This is a genomic window from Pelagibacterium lentulum (assembly GCF_003992625.1).
Taxonomy (GTDB): domain Bacteria; phylum Pseudomonadota; class Alphaproteobacteria; order Rhizobiales; family Devosiaceae; genus Pelagibacterium; species Pelagibacterium lentulum.
This window is the reverse complement of the sequence record NZ_RZMW01000017.1, coordinates 21,492-38,910: the sequence shown is the minus strand read 5'-3', so window position 1 is coordinate 38,910 and position 17,419 is coordinate 21,492. Positions and strand designations below refer to the sequence as shown.

General features: G+C 60.1%; 19 protein-coding genes. 10 read left to right on the top strand and 9 right to left on the bottom strand.

Annotated features, from left to right (window positions below):
* Window positions 1-16: 16 nt before the first annotated feature.
* The 3 genes from EO133_RS05350 to EO133_RS05340 form a co-directional block, all read right to left on the bottom strand.
* Window positions 17-771, bottom strand: a protein-coding gene (locus EO133_RS05350; protein WP_127070809.1) for an IS5 family transposase whose coding sequence is annotated in 2 segments (ribosomal slippage) — window positions 17-441 and window positions 441-771 — 756 coding nt in all. Because the reading frame shifts where the segments join, the coding sequence is not laid out codon by codon here.
* A 165-nt stretch (window positions 772-936) separates the two neighbouring features.
* Entirely contained in the window at window positions 937-1,611 is a 675-nt protein-coding gene (gene scpB, locus EO133_RS05345) for an SMC-Scp complex subunit ScpB (protein ID WP_127071636.1), read from the bottom strand.
* A gap of 11 nt (window positions 1,612-1,622) precedes the next feature.
* Entirely contained in the window at window positions 1,623-2,582 is a 960-nt protein-coding gene (locus EO133_RS05340; protein ID WP_127071635.1) for a DUF1403 family protein, read from the bottom strand.
* Between the two features lie 124 nt (window positions 2,583-2,706).
* Here EO133_RS05340 and EO133_RS05335 point away from each other — a divergent pair, with 124 nt between their 5' ends.
* On the top strand, window positions 2,707-4,092 hold the full coding sequence (locus EO133_RS05335) for a site-specific integrase (protein WP_127071634.1): 1,386 nt from the start codon (window positions 2,707-2,709) through the stop codon (window positions 4,090-4,092).
* A 39-nt stretch (window positions 4,093-4,131) separates the two neighbouring features.
* On the opposite strand, the gene EO133_RS05330 is transcribed toward EO133_RS05335, so the two are convergent.
* Together EO133_RS05330 and EO133_RS05325 are read right to left on the bottom strand one after the other, a co-directional pair.
* Window positions 4,132-4,650, bottom strand: coding sequence for an RES family NAD+ phosphorylase (locus EO133_RS05330; protein WP_127071633.1), 519 nt, complete (start codon window positions 4,648-4,650; stop codon window positions 4,132-4,134).
* Window positions 4,647-5,036, bottom strand: a complete 390-nt coding sequence (locus EO133_RS05325; protein ID WP_127071632.1) for an MbcA/ParS/Xre antitoxin family protein — start codon at window positions 5,034-5,036, stop codon at window positions 4,647-4,649. Before EO133_RS05325 ends, EO133_RS05330 begins: the two co-directional genes overlap by 4 nt.
* Before the next feature lie 185 nt (window positions 5,037-5,221).
* On the opposite strand from EO133_RS05325, the gene EO133_RS05320 reads away from it, so the two are divergent.
* Window positions 5,222-6,175: a recombinase family protein gene (locus EO133_RS05320; protein WP_127071639.1), complete on the top strand. Its 954-nt coding sequence runs from the start codon at window positions 5,222-5,224 to the stop codon at window positions 6,173-6,175.
* 8 nt (window positions 6,176-6,183) lie between these two features.
* Here the strand turns inward: EO133_RS05320 and repC are convergent, their stop codons facing one another.
* The 3 genes from repC to repA all read right to left on the bottom strand — a co-directional run bounded on the left by repC (window position 6,184) and on the right by repA (window position 9,936).
* Window positions 6,184-7,497: a plasmid replication protein RepC gene (repC, locus tag EO133_RS05315; protein ID WP_127071631.1), complete on the bottom strand. Its 1,314-nt coding sequence runs from the start codon at window positions 7,495-7,497 to the stop codon at window positions 6,184-6,186.
* A 165-nt stretch (window positions 7,498-7,662) separates the two neighbouring features.
* Window positions 7,663-8,673: a plasmid partitioning protein RepB gene (gene repB / locus EO133_RS05310; RefSeq protein ID WP_127071630.1), complete on the bottom strand. Its 1,011-nt coding sequence runs from the start codon at window positions 8,671-8,673 to the stop codon at window positions 7,663-7,665.
* A gap of 75 nt (window positions 8,674-8,748) precedes the next feature.
* Complete coding sequence (gene repA / locus EO133_RS05305; protein WP_127071629.1) at window positions 8,749-9,936, bottom strand: plasmid partitioning protein RepA; 1,188 nt, start codon at window positions 9,934-9,936, stop codon at window positions 8,749-8,751.
* A gap of 599 nt (window positions 9,937-10,535) precedes the next feature.
* Here repA and EO133_RS05295 point away from each other — a divergent pair.
* Window positions 10,536-10,796, top strand: coding sequence for a transcriptional repressor TraM (locus tag EO133_RS05295; RefSeq protein ID WP_164734900.1), 261 nt, complete (start codon window positions 10,536-10,538; stop codon window positions 10,794-10,796).
* Window position 10,797: 1 nt separating this feature from the next.
* Here the strand turns inward: EO133_RS05295 and EO133_RS05290 are convergent, their stop codons facing one another.
* On the bottom strand, window positions 10,798-11,532 hold the full coding sequence (locus EO133_RS05290; RefSeq protein ID WP_164734899.1) for a LuxR family transcriptional regulator: 735 nt from the start codon (window positions 11,530-11,532) through the stop codon (window positions 10,798-10,800).
* A gap of 152 nt (window positions 11,533-11,684) precedes the next feature.
* On the opposite strand from EO133_RS05290, the gene EO133_RS05285 reads away from it, so the two are divergent.
* From EO133_RS05285 to EO133_RS05255, 7 genes are read left to right on the top strand one after another with little or no spacing between them, the layout of a single operon-like run.
* On the top strand, window positions 11,685-12,305 hold the full coding sequence (locus EO133_RS05285) for an acyl-homoserine-lactone synthase (protein WP_164734898.1): 621 nt from the start codon (window positions 11,685-11,687) through the stop codon (window positions 12,303-12,305).
* 11 nt (window positions 12,306-12,316) lie between these two features.
* Window positions 12,317-13,300 carry a P-type conjugative transfer ATPase TrbB gene (trbB, locus tag EO133_RS05280; RefSeq protein WP_127071625.1) on the top strand — a complete coding sequence of 328 codons (984 nt, stop codon included), beginning with the start codon at window positions 12,317-12,319 and terminating at the stop codon, window positions 13,298-13,300.
* Entirely contained in the window at window positions 13,290-13,655 is a 366-nt protein-coding gene (locus EO133_RS05275; protein WP_127071624.1) for a TrbC/VirB2 family protein, read from the top strand. The genes trbB and EO133_RS05275 overlap by 11 nt, the downstream gene beginning before the upstream one ends.
* Window positions 13,648-13,947, top strand: coding sequence for a conjugal transfer protein TrbD (locus tag EO133_RS05270; RefSeq protein ID WP_127071623.1), 300 nt, complete (start codon window positions 13,648-13,650; stop codon window positions 13,945-13,947). The genes EO133_RS05275 and EO133_RS05270 overlap by 8 nt, the downstream gene beginning before the upstream one ends.
* A gap of 2 nt (window positions 13,948-13,949) precedes the next feature.
* Window positions 13,950-16,388 (top strand): conjugal transfer protein TrbE, encoded by a 2,439-nt coding sequence (locus tag EO133_RS05265; protein WP_127071622.1) that lies wholly within the window; start codon window positions 13,950-13,952, stop codon window positions 16,386-16,388.
* A complete protein-coding gene (trbJ, locus tag EO133_RS05260) occupies window positions 16,363-17,154 on the top strand; it encodes a P-type conjugative transfer protein TrbJ (RefSeq protein ID WP_127071621.1) in 792 nt (263 codons plus the stop codon). Before EO133_RS05265 ends, trbJ begins: the two co-directional genes overlap by 26 nt.
* Entirely contained in the window at window positions 17,151-17,414 is a 264-nt protein-coding gene (locus EO133_RS05255) for a flagellar basal body-associated FliL family protein (RefSeq protein ID WP_127071620.1), read from the top strand. The genes trbJ and EO133_RS05255 overlap by 4 nt, the downstream gene beginning before the upstream one ends.
* Window positions 17,415-17,419 lie beyond the last annotated feature (5 nt).

Genomic DNA, 17,419 nt, shown 5'->3' with positions numbered 1-17,419 from the left:
TAGGGTCGAGACTCAATCATAGCCAATATGCGACTGCGGCCGCGAGCATGACAGCGGAAAGGTAATTCCGGGCGAGTTTGTCGTATCGTGTTGCGACACGGCGGAAATCCTTGAGGCGGCAGAACGTGGCTTCGACACGCCAGCGGTCCTTGTAGCGCTTCTCATCGTAACGGATTATGCGCTTGCGGTTCTTGCGGCCAGGGATCACGGGGATAGTGTTCTGGCTGCGCAGAGTGGTCCGAAGTCGATTGGCATCATATCCCCGGTCAGCGATGAGCCGCTTCATGCCCATCGTATGAGTGATGAGCAGATCGGCACCCGTCATGTCCGAGGCGTTGCCGGGCGTCAGGATGAGGCGGAGCGGCCTTCCCAGAACATCGACGAGCGCGTGGACCTTGGTGGTCCGGCCACCACGCGAGATGCCAATGGCATTGGCTTTCGCCCCCCTTTTCCCCCGCCTGCACAGCGATGGGCCTTGATATAGCTGCTGTCGATCTGGGCTGTTTCGGCTATCCAGCCCTGTTCGGTTAACGCGGCCAGGATGCGTGCCCAGATGCCGCGACGGCTCCAGCGGTTCCAGCGATTATAAACGGTTGTCGCAGGGCCATACTCGACAGGGCAATCAACCCAGCGCCCGCCGCACTTGAGCATATGTATAATTCCCGAAATCACCCGCCGGTCATTAACCCGGCGCGCCCCAGGTTGGTTCTGAGGGAGGTGCGGCTCAATGGCCGCCCATGCTTCATCGCTCAACCAAAACAGTCTGCTCATCAACGCCTCCAGCTCAATCCAAAGCCAAAGAATCTGATTTGCAGCATCTATTCAATAAGCTGATTGGGTTTGGACCCTAGTGCAATGTCGTGCTCAAAGTCTGCAAAGCTGGAGCGCATATCGGTCCAGAGCATGTCAAAGACTTCTGGTTTTCTCGACACATCGTCACGACATGTCGGTCCCCGCGTCATATGACGGCAGGCTATGAGGTTCCGCAGGGTCCTCCGCGCCTCCTACCCCGCCCAGCAGTCCCGCGTCCTGCAGCGCTTCAAGATCGGGCAAGTCGCGTAAAATATCGAGGCCAAAATGCTCCAAAAATCCCTTGGTGGTCACATAGGTGAACGGCGCCCCCGCCGTCGGACTGCGCGGCCCCGCGGTGATCATATTTTTGTCGCGCAGCGCCCCAATCATATCCCGCGACACCTCACGCCCCAGGATTTCCGACACCTCTGCCCGCGTGGCCGGCTGGTGATAAGCAATGGATACCAGCACCATGGCCTCGTTCTGGGTCAGATAGAACCCACGGTCCGGCACCGCAGCAGAAGTGGCAATCGCATCGGCATAGGCAGTTCGGGTGCGGAACGCCCAGCCCCCAGCGATACTGACCACGTCGTAGGGCTTGCTTCGCAGCCCTTCGCGAATGTCGTCGATCAGCAAGTCGATGCTGGCGTCGCGACCGATCACCCGCGCCAGAGCCTCCCGCTCCACTGGCTTTGGCGCTGCGAACAGCACGGCTTCGATCCGGTTCATCCACTCACGCCAGCGCAGGTCAGCAGGCATGTCGGTCAACTCGGCATCGAAGACCGGCGGTTCAGCATCTGTCCGTTTGCGCCTGGCCATCTGTTTTGCCCTCACAACCCGTAGAGCCGAAACGTCGGCCGGCCGCTGAGTTCGCGTACGACACCCAACGCGCCTAGCCGATCGAACAACCGCCTGGCCCCCCGCGCCGACAGTCTTGGGCTCGACCAGGACCCTGGCACCGCGTCGTCCGAGAGCAGGAGTTTCACAACGTCGGCTGAACCCTTGGCGCGCAGCTTGGGTGCAATCGCCGTCAATTTGGCCGCGCGCGGCGCCAAAACATCGGCGCCGAGATCACAGGCTTCTGTCGCCGCCGTGGCGTAGGCCAGAAAAACCGCGCTGCCCCAGCCTTCGCCTCCCGGCCGAATGCGCTTGCGATTTTCCCCGGACTTGAAGACCGCCGAGGCCACCTGTCCCATCAGCAGCGGCACCGGAACGGGCCAACGAAGTTTTTGGGCGAGCAGTGCGTCGGCGAGCCAGAACCCCAATAACTCGGCATCGGGCCGGGCCCGATAGACAGCGGCGGCGATCTCGGCCGCCAGCACCGGCGCCGGGCGCGACGACAACATCATCTCCGCGGCATTGGCGACCATCTCAGTGAGGGCGTCATCCCAGTGCAGAGCGAAATGCTGTTCTGCGACCGGGCGCACAAACTCCTCGTCACACCCAGGCGTGCGGCCGGCCAATCGGCGCCATGCCATCAGTAGGTGACCGGAGGGCCCGGGATCGTCGCCGGCGCTCCGCAGAAAATGAGTGTCGCGCAGCGCAGATTCGTCCTCGCGCCGGCCGGTCAAATGCACCGCCGCGGCAGCGTTCTGCAGGGCCAGCCGCTGGCGCCAGGCACCGGCCCAGGAAAAGTTTTGACGCACCAGATTATCCAAGGAATTTAAGGCCGTCCCCGCCAGATAAGCCGCGTCGGCATCGTGCAGTACCAGACTACGCGGTCGCGCCCATACTGGTACTTTCGGCACCAGCAGCGCATCGACAACCAGCAAATCAGCGCGCGAATTCATGCCGGCAGGCTAACACGCAACGGCGCTTACCGCTACCGAAATTGCCAATATGCGCCCCACCTGTCGGGAAGTTATTACGACCGATAATCTTGCATTATCGGTCATTATATGGGATCACTCAAAAATGGCCTCTCTCGTCGACCAAAACCCCAAAAAGCGGGCTCAGGGACGCTCAGCGCGATCGCAGGACACGGCGCCTGCTGTCGACGAAGAGCCGTCGGCGGCCTCGGCCGAGCGCGCCACGTCGATAATCGCCGACGACATGCCGGATATCATCGACGTGGTCATGGAGATGGGCCACCAGAACGAGAAGCCGGACGAAGCCCTCCGCCATGGCTCCCAGCCCTTCGGGCGTTCGCAGTCCTTCGAAAGGTCCACCGGACCTTCCGATGCGCCCGAGGGCGCACCGGACGCTCACCGTTCGTCGTTCGGAAAGCAAAACCGTTCGCTTTCCGCCGGCGAGGCCGACCACTCCTCACCCCCTCCCCTGCCCGTTCCGACAGAAGGCGCCAAGCAGCTTCCTGGCCATCTGGATGGTCTTGCCGGCCGGGCGCGGGACTATATCGAGGCGGCAAGTTCCAAAAACACCCGCCGCGCCTATGCCGCCGACTGGCGCCATTTCGCCAGCTGGTGCCGCCGCCAGGGCCTCGACATGCTGCCGCCGGATCCGCAGGTGGTCGGGCTCTATATCACCGCCTGCGCCTCCGGCACGGCGACGGGGGACAAAAAGCCGAACTCTGTGTCGACGATCGAGCGCCGGCTTTCCTCGCTCTCCTGGAATTTTGCCCAGCGTGGGCAACCGCTCGACCGCAAGGACCGTCATATCGCCACCGTCATGGCCGGCATCCGCAACAGGCACGCCGCCCCGCCGCGCCAGAAGGAAGCGATCCTGCCGGAAGACCTGATCGCCATGCTGGAAACCTTGGACCGCGGCACCCTGCGCGGCCTGCGTGACCGCGCCATGCTGCTGTTGGGCTTTGCCGGCGGGTTGCGCCGCTCCGAGATTGTCGGCCTCGATGTCGGCCGCGACCAGACCGAGGATTCTTCGGGCTGGATCGAGATTTTCCCCGACAAGGGCCTGTTGGTGACCCTTCGAGGAAAAACCGGCTGGCGCGAGGTGGAGGTTGGGCGCGGTTCGTCCGACGTCACCTGTCCGGTCGTGGCGTTACAGACCTGGATGAAGTTCGCCCGCCTAGCGTACGGGCCGCTGTTCCGCAGAGTGACCGGCCAGGGCAAAAAGGTCGGCGCCGAGCGGCTCAACGACCAGGAGGTGTCGCGTCTGGTCAAGCGTGCCGCGCTGGCCGCCGGCGTGCGCGGCGATCTTTCGGAGGGAGAGCGGTCAAAATTGTTTGGCGGGCATTCGCTGCGCGCCGGTCTCGCCTCCTCGGCCGAAGTCGACGAACGCTATGTGCAGAAGCAGCTTGGCCACGCCTCGACCGAGATGACACGAAAATATCAGCGCCGCCGCGATCGCTTCCGGGTCAACCTCACCAAGGCCAGCGGATTGTAGGTTGGCAAAAGGTCCCCTCCCCCGGGACTTCACCACACCTCAGCGCCAGGACAACTGATCTTTCGGTAGCCGGCCGCTCGGATCATAGACCCTCACCTTGTGCGGCAGGTCCGGACCCCAATCCCAAAGCACCAGATTTAAATCATCCGCTGCAGTACCTGGCGCAAAGCTCGGCACGAGAATGCCGGCAACACCTCGGGTTTGTAGCCGATCATATACGGACCACGACGCCGGACGGTCACCGTTGGCAAGGGCTGTCGCCCATGCACAGGCCATCTCGTCAAGATCTACCGAATGCTTGCCCCTACCTTTCTCCGTCGTCAGGTCGGCGACATCCTCACAGTCGATTTCGTAGGAGCAAAGCACGCACGGATCTATTCGATGCGCAAAGCCCTGATTGGCTTCCTTGACGGCCGTCATGATGCTCAAGCCGAGATAGAGGGCCGGCACACCCTTCGGGTTGAAGCGCGCACCTCTAATCGCTGCGCCATCCCCCGACATCGGCTTGAAGGCCCAACGCGGATCATGCGCTCGGTAGCAGGTCCCTACGAACCTCACGCAAATCCGCCAAGAGCCATGTGATCGAGATAATCCCGAACTGCCGCAGCCTTGCCTTCCTTGACGAGGGCCTCGGCAGTCCGGCCGCCGAATGCCGGCAAGGGCTGGGCACGATACCAGGCCATAGCCTGTTCCTTGCCGCCGGCCCACTCCGTCACGCGGCTGATGATCTCCAGCATTTCACGAAGGCGCCCCTGTGTCTTGGGAGCACGGCTGCGTTGCGCACGATAAAGCGTCTCTCGAGCCAACCCTGCCGTCTCGGCAAGCTGGGTCTTGGACATCCCAAACCCGTCTGCGAGCTGATTGATCGCGATCCTTCCAGTCCGATCCATGTATGACAGCACCAACGATTCGTCACGCACTGAAACTTTTGCGGCCGTGGTCATCTTGGTCACCTTGCCATATCGATTCACACAATTCCTGTGCAGAAGATATGACGCTCTTGAGTGAGTTGCAACCCTTTTCGAGTTCTTGGCGTGATGCTTGCCTCCAGAGGCGTGCACATCCGATCGTTTATCCTTATCCTCTGGGTTTGGAAATCCGCCCCTCAACAGTCTCTCAGGCGCTGCAAATGTACGCTGACGCGCAGAAACGCTCTTCCCGTCGACCACAGGGCCGCCTGATCGGCTACGCGCGCGTCTCCACAGACGACCAGGCGACCGAAGCCCAGGAGATGGAGCTGCGCTCGGCCGGCTGCGATACCATCGTCCAGGAGCACGGTTCGGGTGCATCACGTGCCCGCCCTGCCCTCGCCAAACTGGTACGCGAGATCGGCGCCGGCGAAACGCTCGTCGTCGTGCGGCTGGACCGCCTGGCGCGTTCTGTCAGCCATCTGCTCGAGGTGATCGAGGACCTGACGACAAAAGGAGCGCATTTCCGCTCCCTCACCGACCCAATCGACACCTCGACGCCGCAAGGCATGTTTTCGCTGCAGGTCCTCGGTGCCGTCGCCCAGCTCGAACGCGCGCTGATCTCGGAACGCACCAAGGCCGGTATCCGTGCGGCAAAGGCAAAAGGACGGCTTCCGGGCAATCCCGGCATCCGTGAACGCCGGCCCGACGTGCTGGCCAGGATGACGGCGGCGCAGAAAGCCGCCTATGGAGCTCGTATCCAGGCGAACGCCAACCAGTGGCTTCCGACGGTTCGGCGTATGCGCCCAGATCACACATGGGACGATATCGCCCGGGTCCTGAAACAGCGGGGTCTCGACTGGACGCCGGAGCGGCTTCGACGCGCCGTGAAATGGCTGGTTGCCGAGCGCCTGGCTGGCCCTGCTCTGCTGCGAAAATCTCCGCCGCGGCTTCCCGAGGACCGGCTGATGACGCTTGTTGCCGGTATTCATTCCTCGAACCCGGATCTCACGCTTCGCGAGATGGCTGTCCAACTCGAACGCCTTCATGAGCGCACGCCGCGCGGCGGCACGAAATGGTCGCCCTCCTCGGTCAAGAACCTCATCGACCGCGCCCGTCGGTCGGGACTGATTGCCGAGGCCCCGGAAAGTGCCGCTGATCCGGCCGGTGGGTGAGCCGCACATCATCGTCTCGGCTTCTGCAGGGATTTCAGCAGCGAATCCGAAACCTGAAGTCCTGGACGATCGTCATCTGGCTCCTTCGATGGCCCGGCGCTGGTTTCAGGCGTTTTCTGCGCCTTGAGGCCTGCGTTGAGCAGCGCCATGATCATCGGCCAGGTCGAGAATTTACCGTCCCTTGCCTTCTCGGTCAGGCTGCGTAGATAGCCGCCTGCGCTGTTAATCTGGTCTGATCGCTGATAGATCGCAGCAATTGTGATGGCAGCATGCTGTTCGCCCATGACCTCGCAGGCGTCTCGCCACGCGCTGGGACTGATCGCCAGCATCGGCCGCGCCAATTCCGCGGTGGCCAGCAAGTCGCGCCAGTGTCGTATTTCGCCACCTTGCGCCAGTTCTCGCATGTTCGGGCAGGCGTCCAGCACAATGCCCAAAGGCAACTCCCGCTTCGGCAAGCTCCGTACGTTGTCGGTTTCCGCGACGCTGCCGCCCGCTTCATTCTTTTTTCGAGAGCCATCTTCAGATTCAAATATTGAGTCTGGGTTTGAATTCTGTATGTGACGACCAGAATGGGACTCATTGGCGTCCAGATTCTGTGTTTTTGCGAACGATTCCAATACCTCGAGGATTTCCGTGTAGAGGCCGTGGAGATCGCAACAGATGTCCTCGATGAGTTGCCGCGGGGCAGAGCGCGGCAAGCGTCCGACAATAACCTGGTAGGACTGCTGCACCCTGCCCCAATTGCCCGGAACGTTCTCCTCAATGCCCGTCTCGATGAGCTTGACGACGTCACGACGCAGGAGCGTGAGACGTTCCTTGGCAAGCCGAAAGGCGTTCTTTTCGGCCCGGACAGCGTCTGCCAGTTCCTCGAACTCCTCCGCTCGGGCGACGATCGGAGAGAGATCGAACCCGTAGGCCTGTTCCACCTGCCCTCCCCTTCCCTTGCGGGCGAAGCGCTTTCCGTTTGGACTATCCCGGCGGATAATCAACCCGCAGCCAACCAGGACGGCCAGATGGCGGCGCAGCGTCGTCGCCGGCATCCCGTTGGCACGAGCCATGAGCTGTTCGTTCGACGGCCAGACAATCAGCTCACCGTCGCCCGAGAGCTCCATTTCCGGATGGAACGAAAGCAAAGCGTTGAGTATGGCCAGCGAGCGGTCTGTTGCCCCGATGAGGTCGCGCGCCTCCCGGATCGTATAGAATACCTTCCATTTCTGGACCTGCGCCCCTTCCGGGACTGCCTTCGCAACGGCCTGGCTTGCCATCATGCCAAGCGACATCGCTCGCCGCCCAAAGGGCGTCGTTGGAGTATGCGTCTGCATTTTTCTTCACCTATCGCTAGGCAAAAGAAACCTGCTCGCCGAATCGACGCTCAAACCGACCTGAACGGTCTTGACTATGATTCGCGGAAGTGAGATTCTCTCAGTCGCCAAACTAAAAGAGAAGGTCTTCCGAAATGCCGTTTCGGGGGCCTTTTTCTTTTGCGCTCAATCTCCGTTTGTGGTTGCTCGTTTTTCCTGACGGAAAGCCTCATACAATTCGCTGAGGTTTTCCGAGAGGTAGTCACCGAACGCAGTTGCGTCGGCCCCCTTCGCCTTGAGGGCGATGGTGAATTTCCTGCCACTGGCCACCATCTCCGCGGCAACACGCCCATCAGACGGCGCCCAGGTGCGTTTGGATGGTGCCGACGCGGCACGGCGCCGTGGCTTTGACGCTTTCAGCTTCGCGACGATCGCATCGAAACGCGCTTCGCTTGGCATCCCATGAAAATCGGAATTCGACGTCAGAGCCAAGGCTGTATCTACATTGCCGGGCTTGTCGAGGAGGAGTTTGAGCTCGTACCAGCGATCACGACCGACGGCCTTGGCGCGGCCGATCGCTTCGAGCACGTCCCGGGGTATCGACGCGACAGAGAGCATTTTCGAAAGTGTCGGCCGATCAACACCGATCGCGGCGAGGGCGGTTGCGTTGTCCTCGTCGAATTTTCGTTGAACGATGTCGGCAGCAAACAGCGCTTTCTCGATGAAGGACGTGTTCGCTCGAGCGTTGTTCTCCTGTCCCTGGACGATCACATGGTCGCGCTCGGTGATATCCTTGATGACAGCGCGGAGCTTGAGACCAAGCTCCTTCGCGGCGCGCCAGCGCAGGCGTCCGAAGACCAGCATGTAGCGGCCGGAGCGCTCGGGATGGGGACGAAGGAGGGCCGGGGAGTTCTGACCGGAATTCCGGATCGACTCCAGCACCTGGGCGTAGTCGGCCTCGTAGTCTTCCTGACCCACGTTGAGCCGATCGTTGGCGAAGGATTGGTCCACCAGGTCTGGGTCAACCTCGATTATCGTCTCGCCCTCGAGCAGCTTGCCTGCCTGAGCCGCCATTTCGTCTATCGAGCTTATGAGCGAGCGTGATGCACCTTTGAAGGTGTAGTCTCGCGCGACCGGGCGCTCGCCGGGAGCGTCACCGCTGTCCATAATGTTCGCAAAGGGATTTTTCCGCGCCATTTGACTAGCACTCCCTTATCCGACTTATGCTCTTGAAACCGCGTACTTTTTTGGCGGTTTTGACGGCAGTCAACATCACAACCGCCCCCATGCTTGGTGAATCAGTCCCTGAATCTCGAAATTCACAGCATCCATGCTGTCGATCGCCCGATCATAAGTATCCCGATTGAAGTTCGACCGCTCGACCTCATAGAGCGTCTGCTTGGTGAGGCCGGCGTCAGAAATCGCCGTGGATTTGAGCATAGGGTTCTTCAGGATTTCCTCGGCAAGCATCGACTGCATGAAGCCAACCATCTGTGCCTGGGGAATGTCCGTGGGTTCGTATCGCGTGATGAGATAGCGCAGCCAATCGAGCTGGACCTGCGCGCCAGCCTTCTTGATCGACTGCATGATGTTGCCCAGCATCAGCAGAAACTGACTCATGGACATCAGGTCCAGCATCTGCGGATGGACTGTAATCAGAACCGAAGTGGAGGCCGAGAGAGCCGAGAGCGTCAGGTATCCAAGCTGCGGAGGGCAATCGATGACCACGACGTCATAGCGGTCACTGACCGAATCCAACGCCTTGGCGATCCTCGTGAAGAACCGCTTTCCTTCTTGGGACGGAGACTGCATCGCAAGCGGCGTCTCGTACTCATATTCCTGCAGTTCAAGGTTCGCAGGGATGATGTCGAGCAACGGAAAATTCGTTTTGCGAATAACGTCTTCGACGGGCGCGGCATCTTCATACCGTATCGAATTGTAGAGCGAAGGGTTCTTGTCAAGTTCGGGCTGGAAGCCGTGAAGGGCCGATAGTGAAGCCTGCGGATCGAGATCCACTGTTAGGACCCTGTGACCCGTAAGCGCGAGGTGCTGCGCCAAATGTGCCGTGGTGGTAGTCTTTCCCGACCCGCCCTTGAAATTGACGACCGCAATGACCTGGAGCTTTTCCCCGGGTTTGCGGTAGGGTACATATTTCTTGGAATCTGACCGCCCGTGCTTATCGAGATAGTCACGCAGCTCAGTCATTTGCTCGGCGGAGTAAAAGCGCCGTCCGCCGGCAACGACGAACGGCTCGGGGCCTTTCTTTTCGAGATGGAGGCGTTTCAGATTGTTTGGACTGATCCCAAGATAATGGGCGACCTCGGCCATCGAGAACCGCCGAAGCGTCTTCTGCCCTTCGGTCGGAAACTTCTCGACCCTCAGTTGGTCGAGCTTGCGCGAGATCTCGGCCCCTTGGGCGAGGATCTTGTCGTCAAACTCAAAACTTGGGAGAAATGCCATCTCCGCTTTGTCCCCCGAATAAGAAAATAGCGCCATATTGGACCAATAGGCTAATCTGGCGCCAGTATGAGCGATTCCCATTCTCTGGCAAGTGATTTAAGGTTAACGGCGAGTTAAAGGCCTAGAGTGTGCTCAGCGTTTTCGCGTACAGACACGCGCCCAATTTTATGTTGTCCCAAGAACTTACAGACATTCTCTCCCAATAGTCAGACCCCAGCTAAGCACGGTCACTGCTTCGGCAACCCGAAGGATTGAAGCTATCACAGCATCTTCTCCTGTCGCCTTTTCGGTTCACCAAAGCCGAATCGATCCCACCTGTCGCACCTAGCGAATGCTCGATGTTGATGGTATCAGATCGCTGGGGCAGCACGCACTGTCCTGGGGCGTAGTAACCCCGCACAAACTAGCCGGATGCGCGAGAGCATCCAACTCCCGGACCCATGGTCGGGGAGCCTGTGGCGTATACAACAGGTTCTCCGAGCTAAAGGCCACAGGGACCGTGTTTGTGCGGTTTACTATCTCCCCGATCACCAGGAGAGCGAGTGGGGGCGAACCACTCAAAGCCGATAGACGGGATGGTCGTGAACAACGAGACGAGATTGGATTCCTACGAAGTTGGTGGACGAAAATGTCGAACCGCCCTTGAGCTGGACGCTAAGGCCGCGCTGCGCAGATATCGACAGGCTACCAATGCCGCCGACCGCGCATTCCGGGCGCTAAAGCGTGCTGCTGGTACCGCGACCAACATCGAGCAAACAGAGGCGTACAATCGCTATCGTCAGGCCCAGTCGGCCTGCACGGCCGAGCGTAAAGCATTGAACATGGCCGTTATAACGCTTGGGTACGTGCCCAGAGCATAGATCACAGGCTTACCCAGCGTCGGTCGAGTGCAATTGCAGCCGCCTGAACCGTGGTCGAAGCGCCAAGCTTGTGACGAATCGCCTGGAGTTGGTATTCGACCGCACGCGTGGAAATCCCCCGGATCAAGGCGACATCTGTGTTATTTTTCCCTTGGACGAGCCACGACAGGCATTCGAGTTGCGAGTGGGTCAGCGGGCATTTGGCAGCGTGAAGCGCAATATCATCCCTGCGGGCCAGAAAAGCATGTAGGTAGGCTCCAATCGCAAGCAGGTCGAATTCGTCAGCAACAATCTCGCGATCAACTTCGGTTTCCGACCCCGAGAAGGTCGCGACAGCCCTTATGCCGTAGCCGTCATGGATAGGGATCGACACTCCGGATCTTATCCCAACAGCCGCCGCATCGCGCATGAACTGTATTTGCCGGCGTGTCCAACCGGGTGCAACCGATCCCGCAGACCAGGCGAATGGTCGCTTAGCCGATCGGGCAACGGCGAGAATCGGGTCGATGACAACCAGATGGTCGGCCAAATATCGCTCCTGCCAATCCAAAGAATAGTTAGACAGGCCACGAACATTGGCATCGTTCACAGCAAGATAGGTGAACCAACTGAACCCGTATCGTGCCGCAAAGCGCTCCAGGGTCGTCTTGATGTCATGATCGCTGTTGGCGACAGACAGCCAGTCCCGCAGTTCGTCAAACAGCGGTTTGACCTTCTTTTTCGTCCGCCGGTTCATTTTCGCCATGGGCTCCTTGCGGCTACGGTTTGGTCCCTTCACGACCTATTCCTGATTGTTCCCCCGGTGTTTACTTCGGATTCCCGAAGTTCGCAAAAGCGAAGGTTTCCCGTACCGACGCAGCCGTGATGCAAAGAAAACGGGGGGACATTGTGAAACTCATTGAAGTACGAGGGGGTACAGAGCCGGCATCGTCGACGCTAAATGACATCCATGCTTTGAGAGCACGGGTCTTCAAGGATCGGTTGGGGTGGAACGTTCGTGTGCAGGACGGGCTGGAAACCGATGAGTTCGACACGCTTAACCCAACCTATATCGCAGTAATCTCGGATGAGGGCAGGGCGCTTGGATGTTCACGCATGCTGCCGATGTCGGGTCGAACCATGATCGGTTCGAATTTTTCGTTTCTTGTGGACAGTAAACTCGACGCCGTTCCGGGACCGGCGGTCGAGAGTAGCCGTTTTTGCGTCGATACTGCGGCCTGCGCGGCAGCCGGATTTACAGGCCTCAATCGCGCGACCGCATTGCTTATTGCTGGAATGATCGACTGGGCCGTCGTCAATGGTTATGCGACCATCGCTACTGTAACCGACATTCGTATCGAACGCCTGTTGCGTCGCATGGATGTGCCCTTTGCCCGCCTTGGCCAACCACAACTGGTAGGCGCGACACGCGCGATCGCCGGCACAGTTCCGATCAGCAAGGAATTGGCCGACAGCATCTATCCTCAAGACGCGACACGTCTGGCGGATATCGTGGCACGGGCCGCCTGATTGGGGCTCGCATGAAAAACGAGTCAACGCGCCGACTGCGGGCGAGCCTTCGGGAGGCACTGGGAGGTGTGATCTGCGCTGCACTCGAAGATCCTGCCGTTGTCGAGATAATGCTGAATCCAAACGGCAATCTGTTCATCGAGCGCGTAGGGCAGGGGATCGTGCGTTCCGGCACAATGTTACCCTCCGATGCCGAAATCGTCATCGGCAAGGTAGCCCACGCCCTCAAATCCGAAGTCGCCCCCGATCGGCCCATTATCTCCGGCGAACTGCCAATCGGCGGGCACCGGTTCGAAGGAATTCTTCCCCCGGCCGTCTCGGGGCCGGTTTTTACCATCCGCAAGCGCGCCTCGATGCTGATCCGGCTCGACCAGTATGTTTCCGATGGCATAATGGGCGAGCATCAGGTGCAGGTCATTCGCGAGGCAATCGCCAATCGCCTCAACATCGTGGTTTCGGGCGGTACGGGAACCGGCAAGACCACACTCACCAATGCGATCCTGGCTGAGTTGGTCGAAGTGACGCCGGATCACCGCCTAGTGATCCTCGAAGACACTGCCGAAATCCAGTGCTCGGCCGAAAACCACGTCTCACTTCATACGACCGATACGGTCGATATGGCCCGTTTGCTTAAATCGACGATGCGGATCCGCCCGGATCGCATCATCGTGGGCGAGGTTCGCGATGGCGCGGCCCTGACGCTCCTCAAGGCGTGGAACACCGGCCATCCGGGCGGTGTGACGACGGTTCACTCCAATTCGGCCTTCGCGGCGCTCACGCGCCTCGAACAGCTTGTTGCGGAAGTGGCGACACACCCGATGCCCGAAGTTATCGGGGAGGCGGTCGATCTGATCGTGTCCATCGAACGCGTGCCGCAAGGCCGCGTGGTTCGGGAAATCATCAAAGTCGATGGGTTCCGCAACGGTGCCTATCAGGTCACGCCAATCGGCAAATCTGCAACCGACAGTTCTCAGGGAAAGCTACATGTCGCGTAAACTCGCTTCGCTCGCGCTCGGCCTCGCCACAGTGTCTCTCATCATGATCGAACCCGCTCTGGCTGGCGGCGGGGGAGGGGGCCTGCCCTGGGAAGGCCCCTTGCAGCAAATCCAGCAATCGATCACCGGCCCGGTGGCCGGCTTCATAGCGCTCGCCGCGGTCGCGGTCGCCGGCGGCATGTTGATCTTTGGCGGTGAACTCAACGATTTCGCGCGACGGCTCATGTATGTCGTGCTGGTCGGCGGCATTTTGCTGGGTGCAACTCAAATCGTGGGTCTCTTCGGTGCTGGCGGCGCCTCAATCGGCGTACCCCTTGAGGCCAGCATTGAGGCTGTAGGACCGATTGATGGCTGAGGTTGGCGACAACCTCGACAGGGTGCGGATTCACCGCGCACTGTCACGACCGGCCCTGATTTTCGGGGCGGACCGTGAGCTTGTCCTGTTCACAGGCCTCATGGCCGTGATCCTGGTCTTTGTCGTGCTCACGCCGCTCTCGGCCGTCCTCGGGGCGGTGTTCTGGATCGTGTTCGTGGGCATCCTTCGCATGATGGCCAAGGCCGATCCGCTGATGCGGCACATCTACGTGCGTCACATCAAGTACCGGCCCTCCTACCGGCCGACATCCACCCCCTGGCGGAAATACTAAACATGGTTGCGCTCAAGAAATTTCGGCGCGCGGGGCCGTCATTCTCCGATCTGTTGCCCTACGCGGCCCTGGTCGAGAACGGCATCATGCTCCTCAAAGATGGGAGCCTGATGGCTGGTTGGTATTTCGCGGGACCGGACAGTGAAAGCTCGACCGATTTCGAGCGCAACGAGGTTTCCCGCCAGATCAACACCATCCTTGCCCGCCTCGGGACGGGCTGGATGATACAGGTCGAAGCGGTGCGCGTGCCGACGACGAAATATCCGACGCCCGCACAATGCCACTTCCCGGACCCTGTTTCGCGGCTGATCGATGACGAGCGCCGCAAGCGTTTCGAGCGCGCCGACGGCCATTATGAAAGCCAGCACGCAATCATCCTGACCTATCGCGAACCCGAACAGCGCAAGTCGGGGCTGGTCAAATACGTCTATTCGGATGCCGACTCCCGCCGCGAGACCTATGCCGACCGCATCCTTGGCAAGTTCAAGGCCACGATCCGCGAGTTCGAGCAGTATATGGCCAATGTCGTCTCGATCCGGCGCATGGTCACCCATGAGGTCGAGGAACGCGGCGGGGCACGGATCGCCAAGTATGACGATCTCCTCCAGTTCGCCCGCTTCTGCATCGTCGGGGAGAACCATCCCGTCCGGCTCCCCGACATTCCGATGTATCTCGATTACATCGCGACGGCCGAGTTCCATCACGGTCTCGCGCCGATGGTCGACAACCGATATGTCGGCGTGGTGGCGATCGACGGGTTCCCGGCCGAAAGCTGGCCCGGGATCCTCAACAGCCTCGATTTGATGCCGCTGACCTATCGCTGGTCAAGCCGCTTCATGTTCCTCGATCCCATCGAGGCACGGCAACGGCTCGAACGCACGCGCAAGAAGTGGATTCAGAAGGTCCGGCCCTTCATGGATCAGCTTTTCCAGACCAATTCGGGCGCCATCGATCAAGATGCCGCGCTGATGGTGGCGGAAAGCGAGGATGCCATTGCCGCCGCCAATTCCCAGCTCGTCGCATATGGCTATTATACGCCGGTTATCGTGATCTTCGAGACCGATGAGGCGCGGCTGCGCGAGAAGTGCGAGGCCGTGCGCCGGCTGATCCAGGCCGAAGGGTTTTCGGCCCGGATCGAAAGCCTCAACGTGACCGAAGCATTTCTTGGGAGTCTGCCGGGAAATTGGTACGCCAATATCCGCGAACCGCTGATCCATACGCGCAACCTGGCTGACCTTGTGCCGCTCAATTCAGTGTGGTCGGGGGAGGCGGAGTGCCCGTGCCCGTTCTATTCGGAGGGCTCTCCACCGCTCATGCAGGTGGCTTCCGGATCGACGCCGTTCCGGCTCAACCTCCATGTTGACGATGTGGGCCATACGCTGATCTTTGGGCCGACCGGCTCGGGCAAATCGACCTTGCTGGCGCTGATCGCGGCACAATTCCGTCGCTACCAAGACGCTCAGGTCTTTGCCTTTGACAAGGGCCGTTCGATGTACCCGCTCACCCTCGCGGTCGGCGGCGATCACTATGATGTCGGCTCAGATGATGTGCTGGCCTTCGCTCCGCTATCCGAGCTCGAAACGGATAGCGACAAGGCCTGGGCGGCAGAGTGGATCGAAACCCTGATCGTAATGCAAGGCGTCAAGGTCGATCCCGATCACCGCAACGCCATCAGCCACCAGATCGAGTTGATGGCCAATTCCGAGCATCGCTCGCTGTCCGATTTCGTCTCGGGCGTCCAGAAGCGCGACATCAAGGATGCCCTGCAGCACTACACCGTCGAAGGGCCGATGGGGAACCTGCTCGATGCCGAACGGGATGCGCTGAAACTCTCGAGCTTTCAGACCTTCGAGATCGAGGAGCTGATGAACATGGGCGACCGCAACCTTGTGCCGGTCCTGCTCTATCTGTTCCGGCGCATCGAAAAACGGCTGACGGGGGAGCCCAGCCTTATCATTCTCGATGAGGCCTGGCTGATGCTCGGGCATCCGGCTTTCCGCGAAAAGATCCGCGAATGGCTCAAGGTGCTGCGCAAGGCCAATTGCGCGGTGATCCTCGCCACGCAGTCGATTTCCGACGCCACGGGCTCGGGCATCATCGACGTCCTCAAGGAAAGCTGCCCGACCAAGATTTGCCTACCCAACGGGGCGGCGCGTGAAACGGGCACGCGCGAGTTCTACGAGCGGATAGGGTTCAACGAGCGCCAAATCGAGATCGTCGCAAGCGCGACGCCAAAGCACGAATATTACGTTGCCTCGCCCGATGGGCGGCGGCTGTTCGACATGGCCCTCGGGCCGATCACCCTGTCTTTCGTGGGCGCGTCCGGCAAGGACGACATCAAGCGGATCAACGATCTGCGCCAGGCCTACGGCGACGAATGGACCATCCATTGGCTCAAACAGAGAGGAATCGAAGATGCGGCTCAACGCCTTGCTTCGTAGCACTGCATTTAGTGTCGGACTTGCCGTCGGCCTCGTAGGCCCTGCCCATGCCGGGGCCGCGGCTGGCGGTGCAACCGAATGGACGCAGTTGCTCAACAATGTCCAGCTTCTTGAGCAGACCGGTCTCAATGTCGAGCAGGTCGGCCAGAACGCCCAGCAGATCGCCAACCAGATCACGCAGATTCAGAACCAGATCGACCAGTACCGGACGATGCTGCAGAACCTTGAGAAGCTGCCACAGAACATTTGGGGCGATGCGGTCAACGACCTCAACCGTCTCCAGCAGCTTGTCGCGCAAGGCGAGGGTATTGCCTTCTCAATGTCCGGTCTCGATGACGTGCTCAAGCAGCGCTTCCCGAGCTTTGACGAGTTCATGCGCGGACTCGGTGATGGCCAGGACTTTTCTTCCCAATATCAGAGCTGGTCGGACACCAATCGCGACACGATCGCTGGCACGCTGGCCGGGGCAGGACTGACCGCCGAACAGTTCCAGACCGAAGCGCAGACGATGGCGCAGTTGCAGCGCCAATCCGAGACGGCAGTTGGTCAGATGCAGGCTTTGCAGGTCGGTCATTCGATTGCCAGCCAGCAAGTCGAGCAGATGCAAAAACTACGCGGCCTTCTCGCTCAGCAAACAACCATGATGGGCACCTGGTACCAGTCCGAACAAGCTGATCGTGATCTGGCGCAAGCCCGTAGGGAAAACTTCTTCAACGCCACGATTCCATTGACCTCTGGCGGACGGGAAATGGATATAAGGCGATGAACGCGACCGTAAAACTCCCCTTTGTGATCGTCATTGCCCTCGTTTCGGCTCTCGCGGGCGGCGCCATATCCTACGTATTCCTCCCTTCTTCCGATCCGGAAATGAAAGCCCTGCTGGCAAGACAGGTCGAGCTCGCCGAACAGGAAGCTGCTGCCCGTCAGGAGGCGATCGAACGGGCACAGGAGGCCTTGAGCGCCGATCCGGAGAACTACCCGACCAGTGGCGGGCGGGAAATGGAAATCCGGCGCCCCGGACAATAGGAGAC

Excerpts from the sequence above, each read along its gene's own strand:
- scpB (WP_127071636.1), bottom strand. The coding sequence starts at position 1,611 with ATGGCCAGGCGCAAACGGACAGATGCTGAACCGCCGGTCTTCGATGCC.
- EO133_RS05340 (WP_127071635.1), bottom strand. The coding sequence starts at position 2,582 with ATGAATTCGCGCGCTGATTTGCTGGTTGTCGATGCGCTGCTGGTGCCG.
- EO133_RS05335 (WP_127071634.1), top strand. The coding sequence starts at position 2,707 with ATGGCCTCTCTCGTCGACCAAAACCCCAAAAAGCGGGCTCAGGGACGC.
- EO133_RS05325 (WP_127071632.1), bottom strand. The coding sequence starts at position 5,036 with ATGACCACGGCCGCAAAAGTTTCAGTGCGTGACGAATCGTTGGTGCTG.
- EO133_RS05320 (WP_127071639.1), top strand. The coding sequence starts at position 5,222 with ATGTACGCTGACGCGCAGAAACGCTCTTCCCGTCGACCACAGGGCCGC.
- repC (WP_127071631.1), bottom strand. The coding sequence starts at position 7,497 with ATGCAGACGCATACTCCAACGACGCCCTTTGGGCGGCGAGCGATGTCG.
- repB (WP_127071630.1), bottom strand. The coding sequence starts at position 8,673 with ATGGCGCGGAAAAATCCCTTTGCGAACATTATGGACAGCGGTGACGCT.
- repA (WP_127071629.1), bottom strand. The coding sequence starts at position 9,936 with ATGGCATTTCTCCCAAGTTTTGAGTTTGACGACAAGATCCTCGCCCAA.
- EO133_RS05290 (WP_164734899.1), bottom strand. The coding sequence starts at position 11,532 with ATGAACCGGCGGACGAAAAAGAAGGTCAAACCGCTGTTTGACGAACTG.
- trbB (WP_127071625.1), top strand. The coding sequence starts at position 12,317 with ATGAAAAACGAGTCAACGCGCCGACTGCGGGCGAGCCTTCGGGAGGCA.
- EO133_RS05275 (WP_127071624.1), top strand. The coding sequence starts at position 13,290 with ATGTCGCGTAAACTCGCTTCGCTCGCGCTCGGCCTCGCCACAGTGTCT.
- EO133_RS05270 (WP_127071623.1), top strand. The coding sequence starts at position 13,648 with ATGGCTGAGGTTGGCGACAACCTCGACAGGGTGCGGATTCACCGCGCA.
- EO133_RS05265 (WP_127071622.1), top strand. The coding sequence starts at position 13,950 with ATGGTTGCGCTCAAGAAATTTCGGCGCGCGGGGCCGTCATTCTCCGAT.
- trbJ (WP_127071621.1), top strand. The coding sequence starts at position 16,363 with ATGCGGCTCAACGCCTTGCTTCGTAGCACTGCATTTAGTGTCGGACTT.
- EO133_RS05255 (WP_127071620.1), top strand. The coding sequence starts at position 17,151 with ATGAACGCGACCGTAAAACTCCCCTTTGTGATCGTCATTGCCCTCGTT.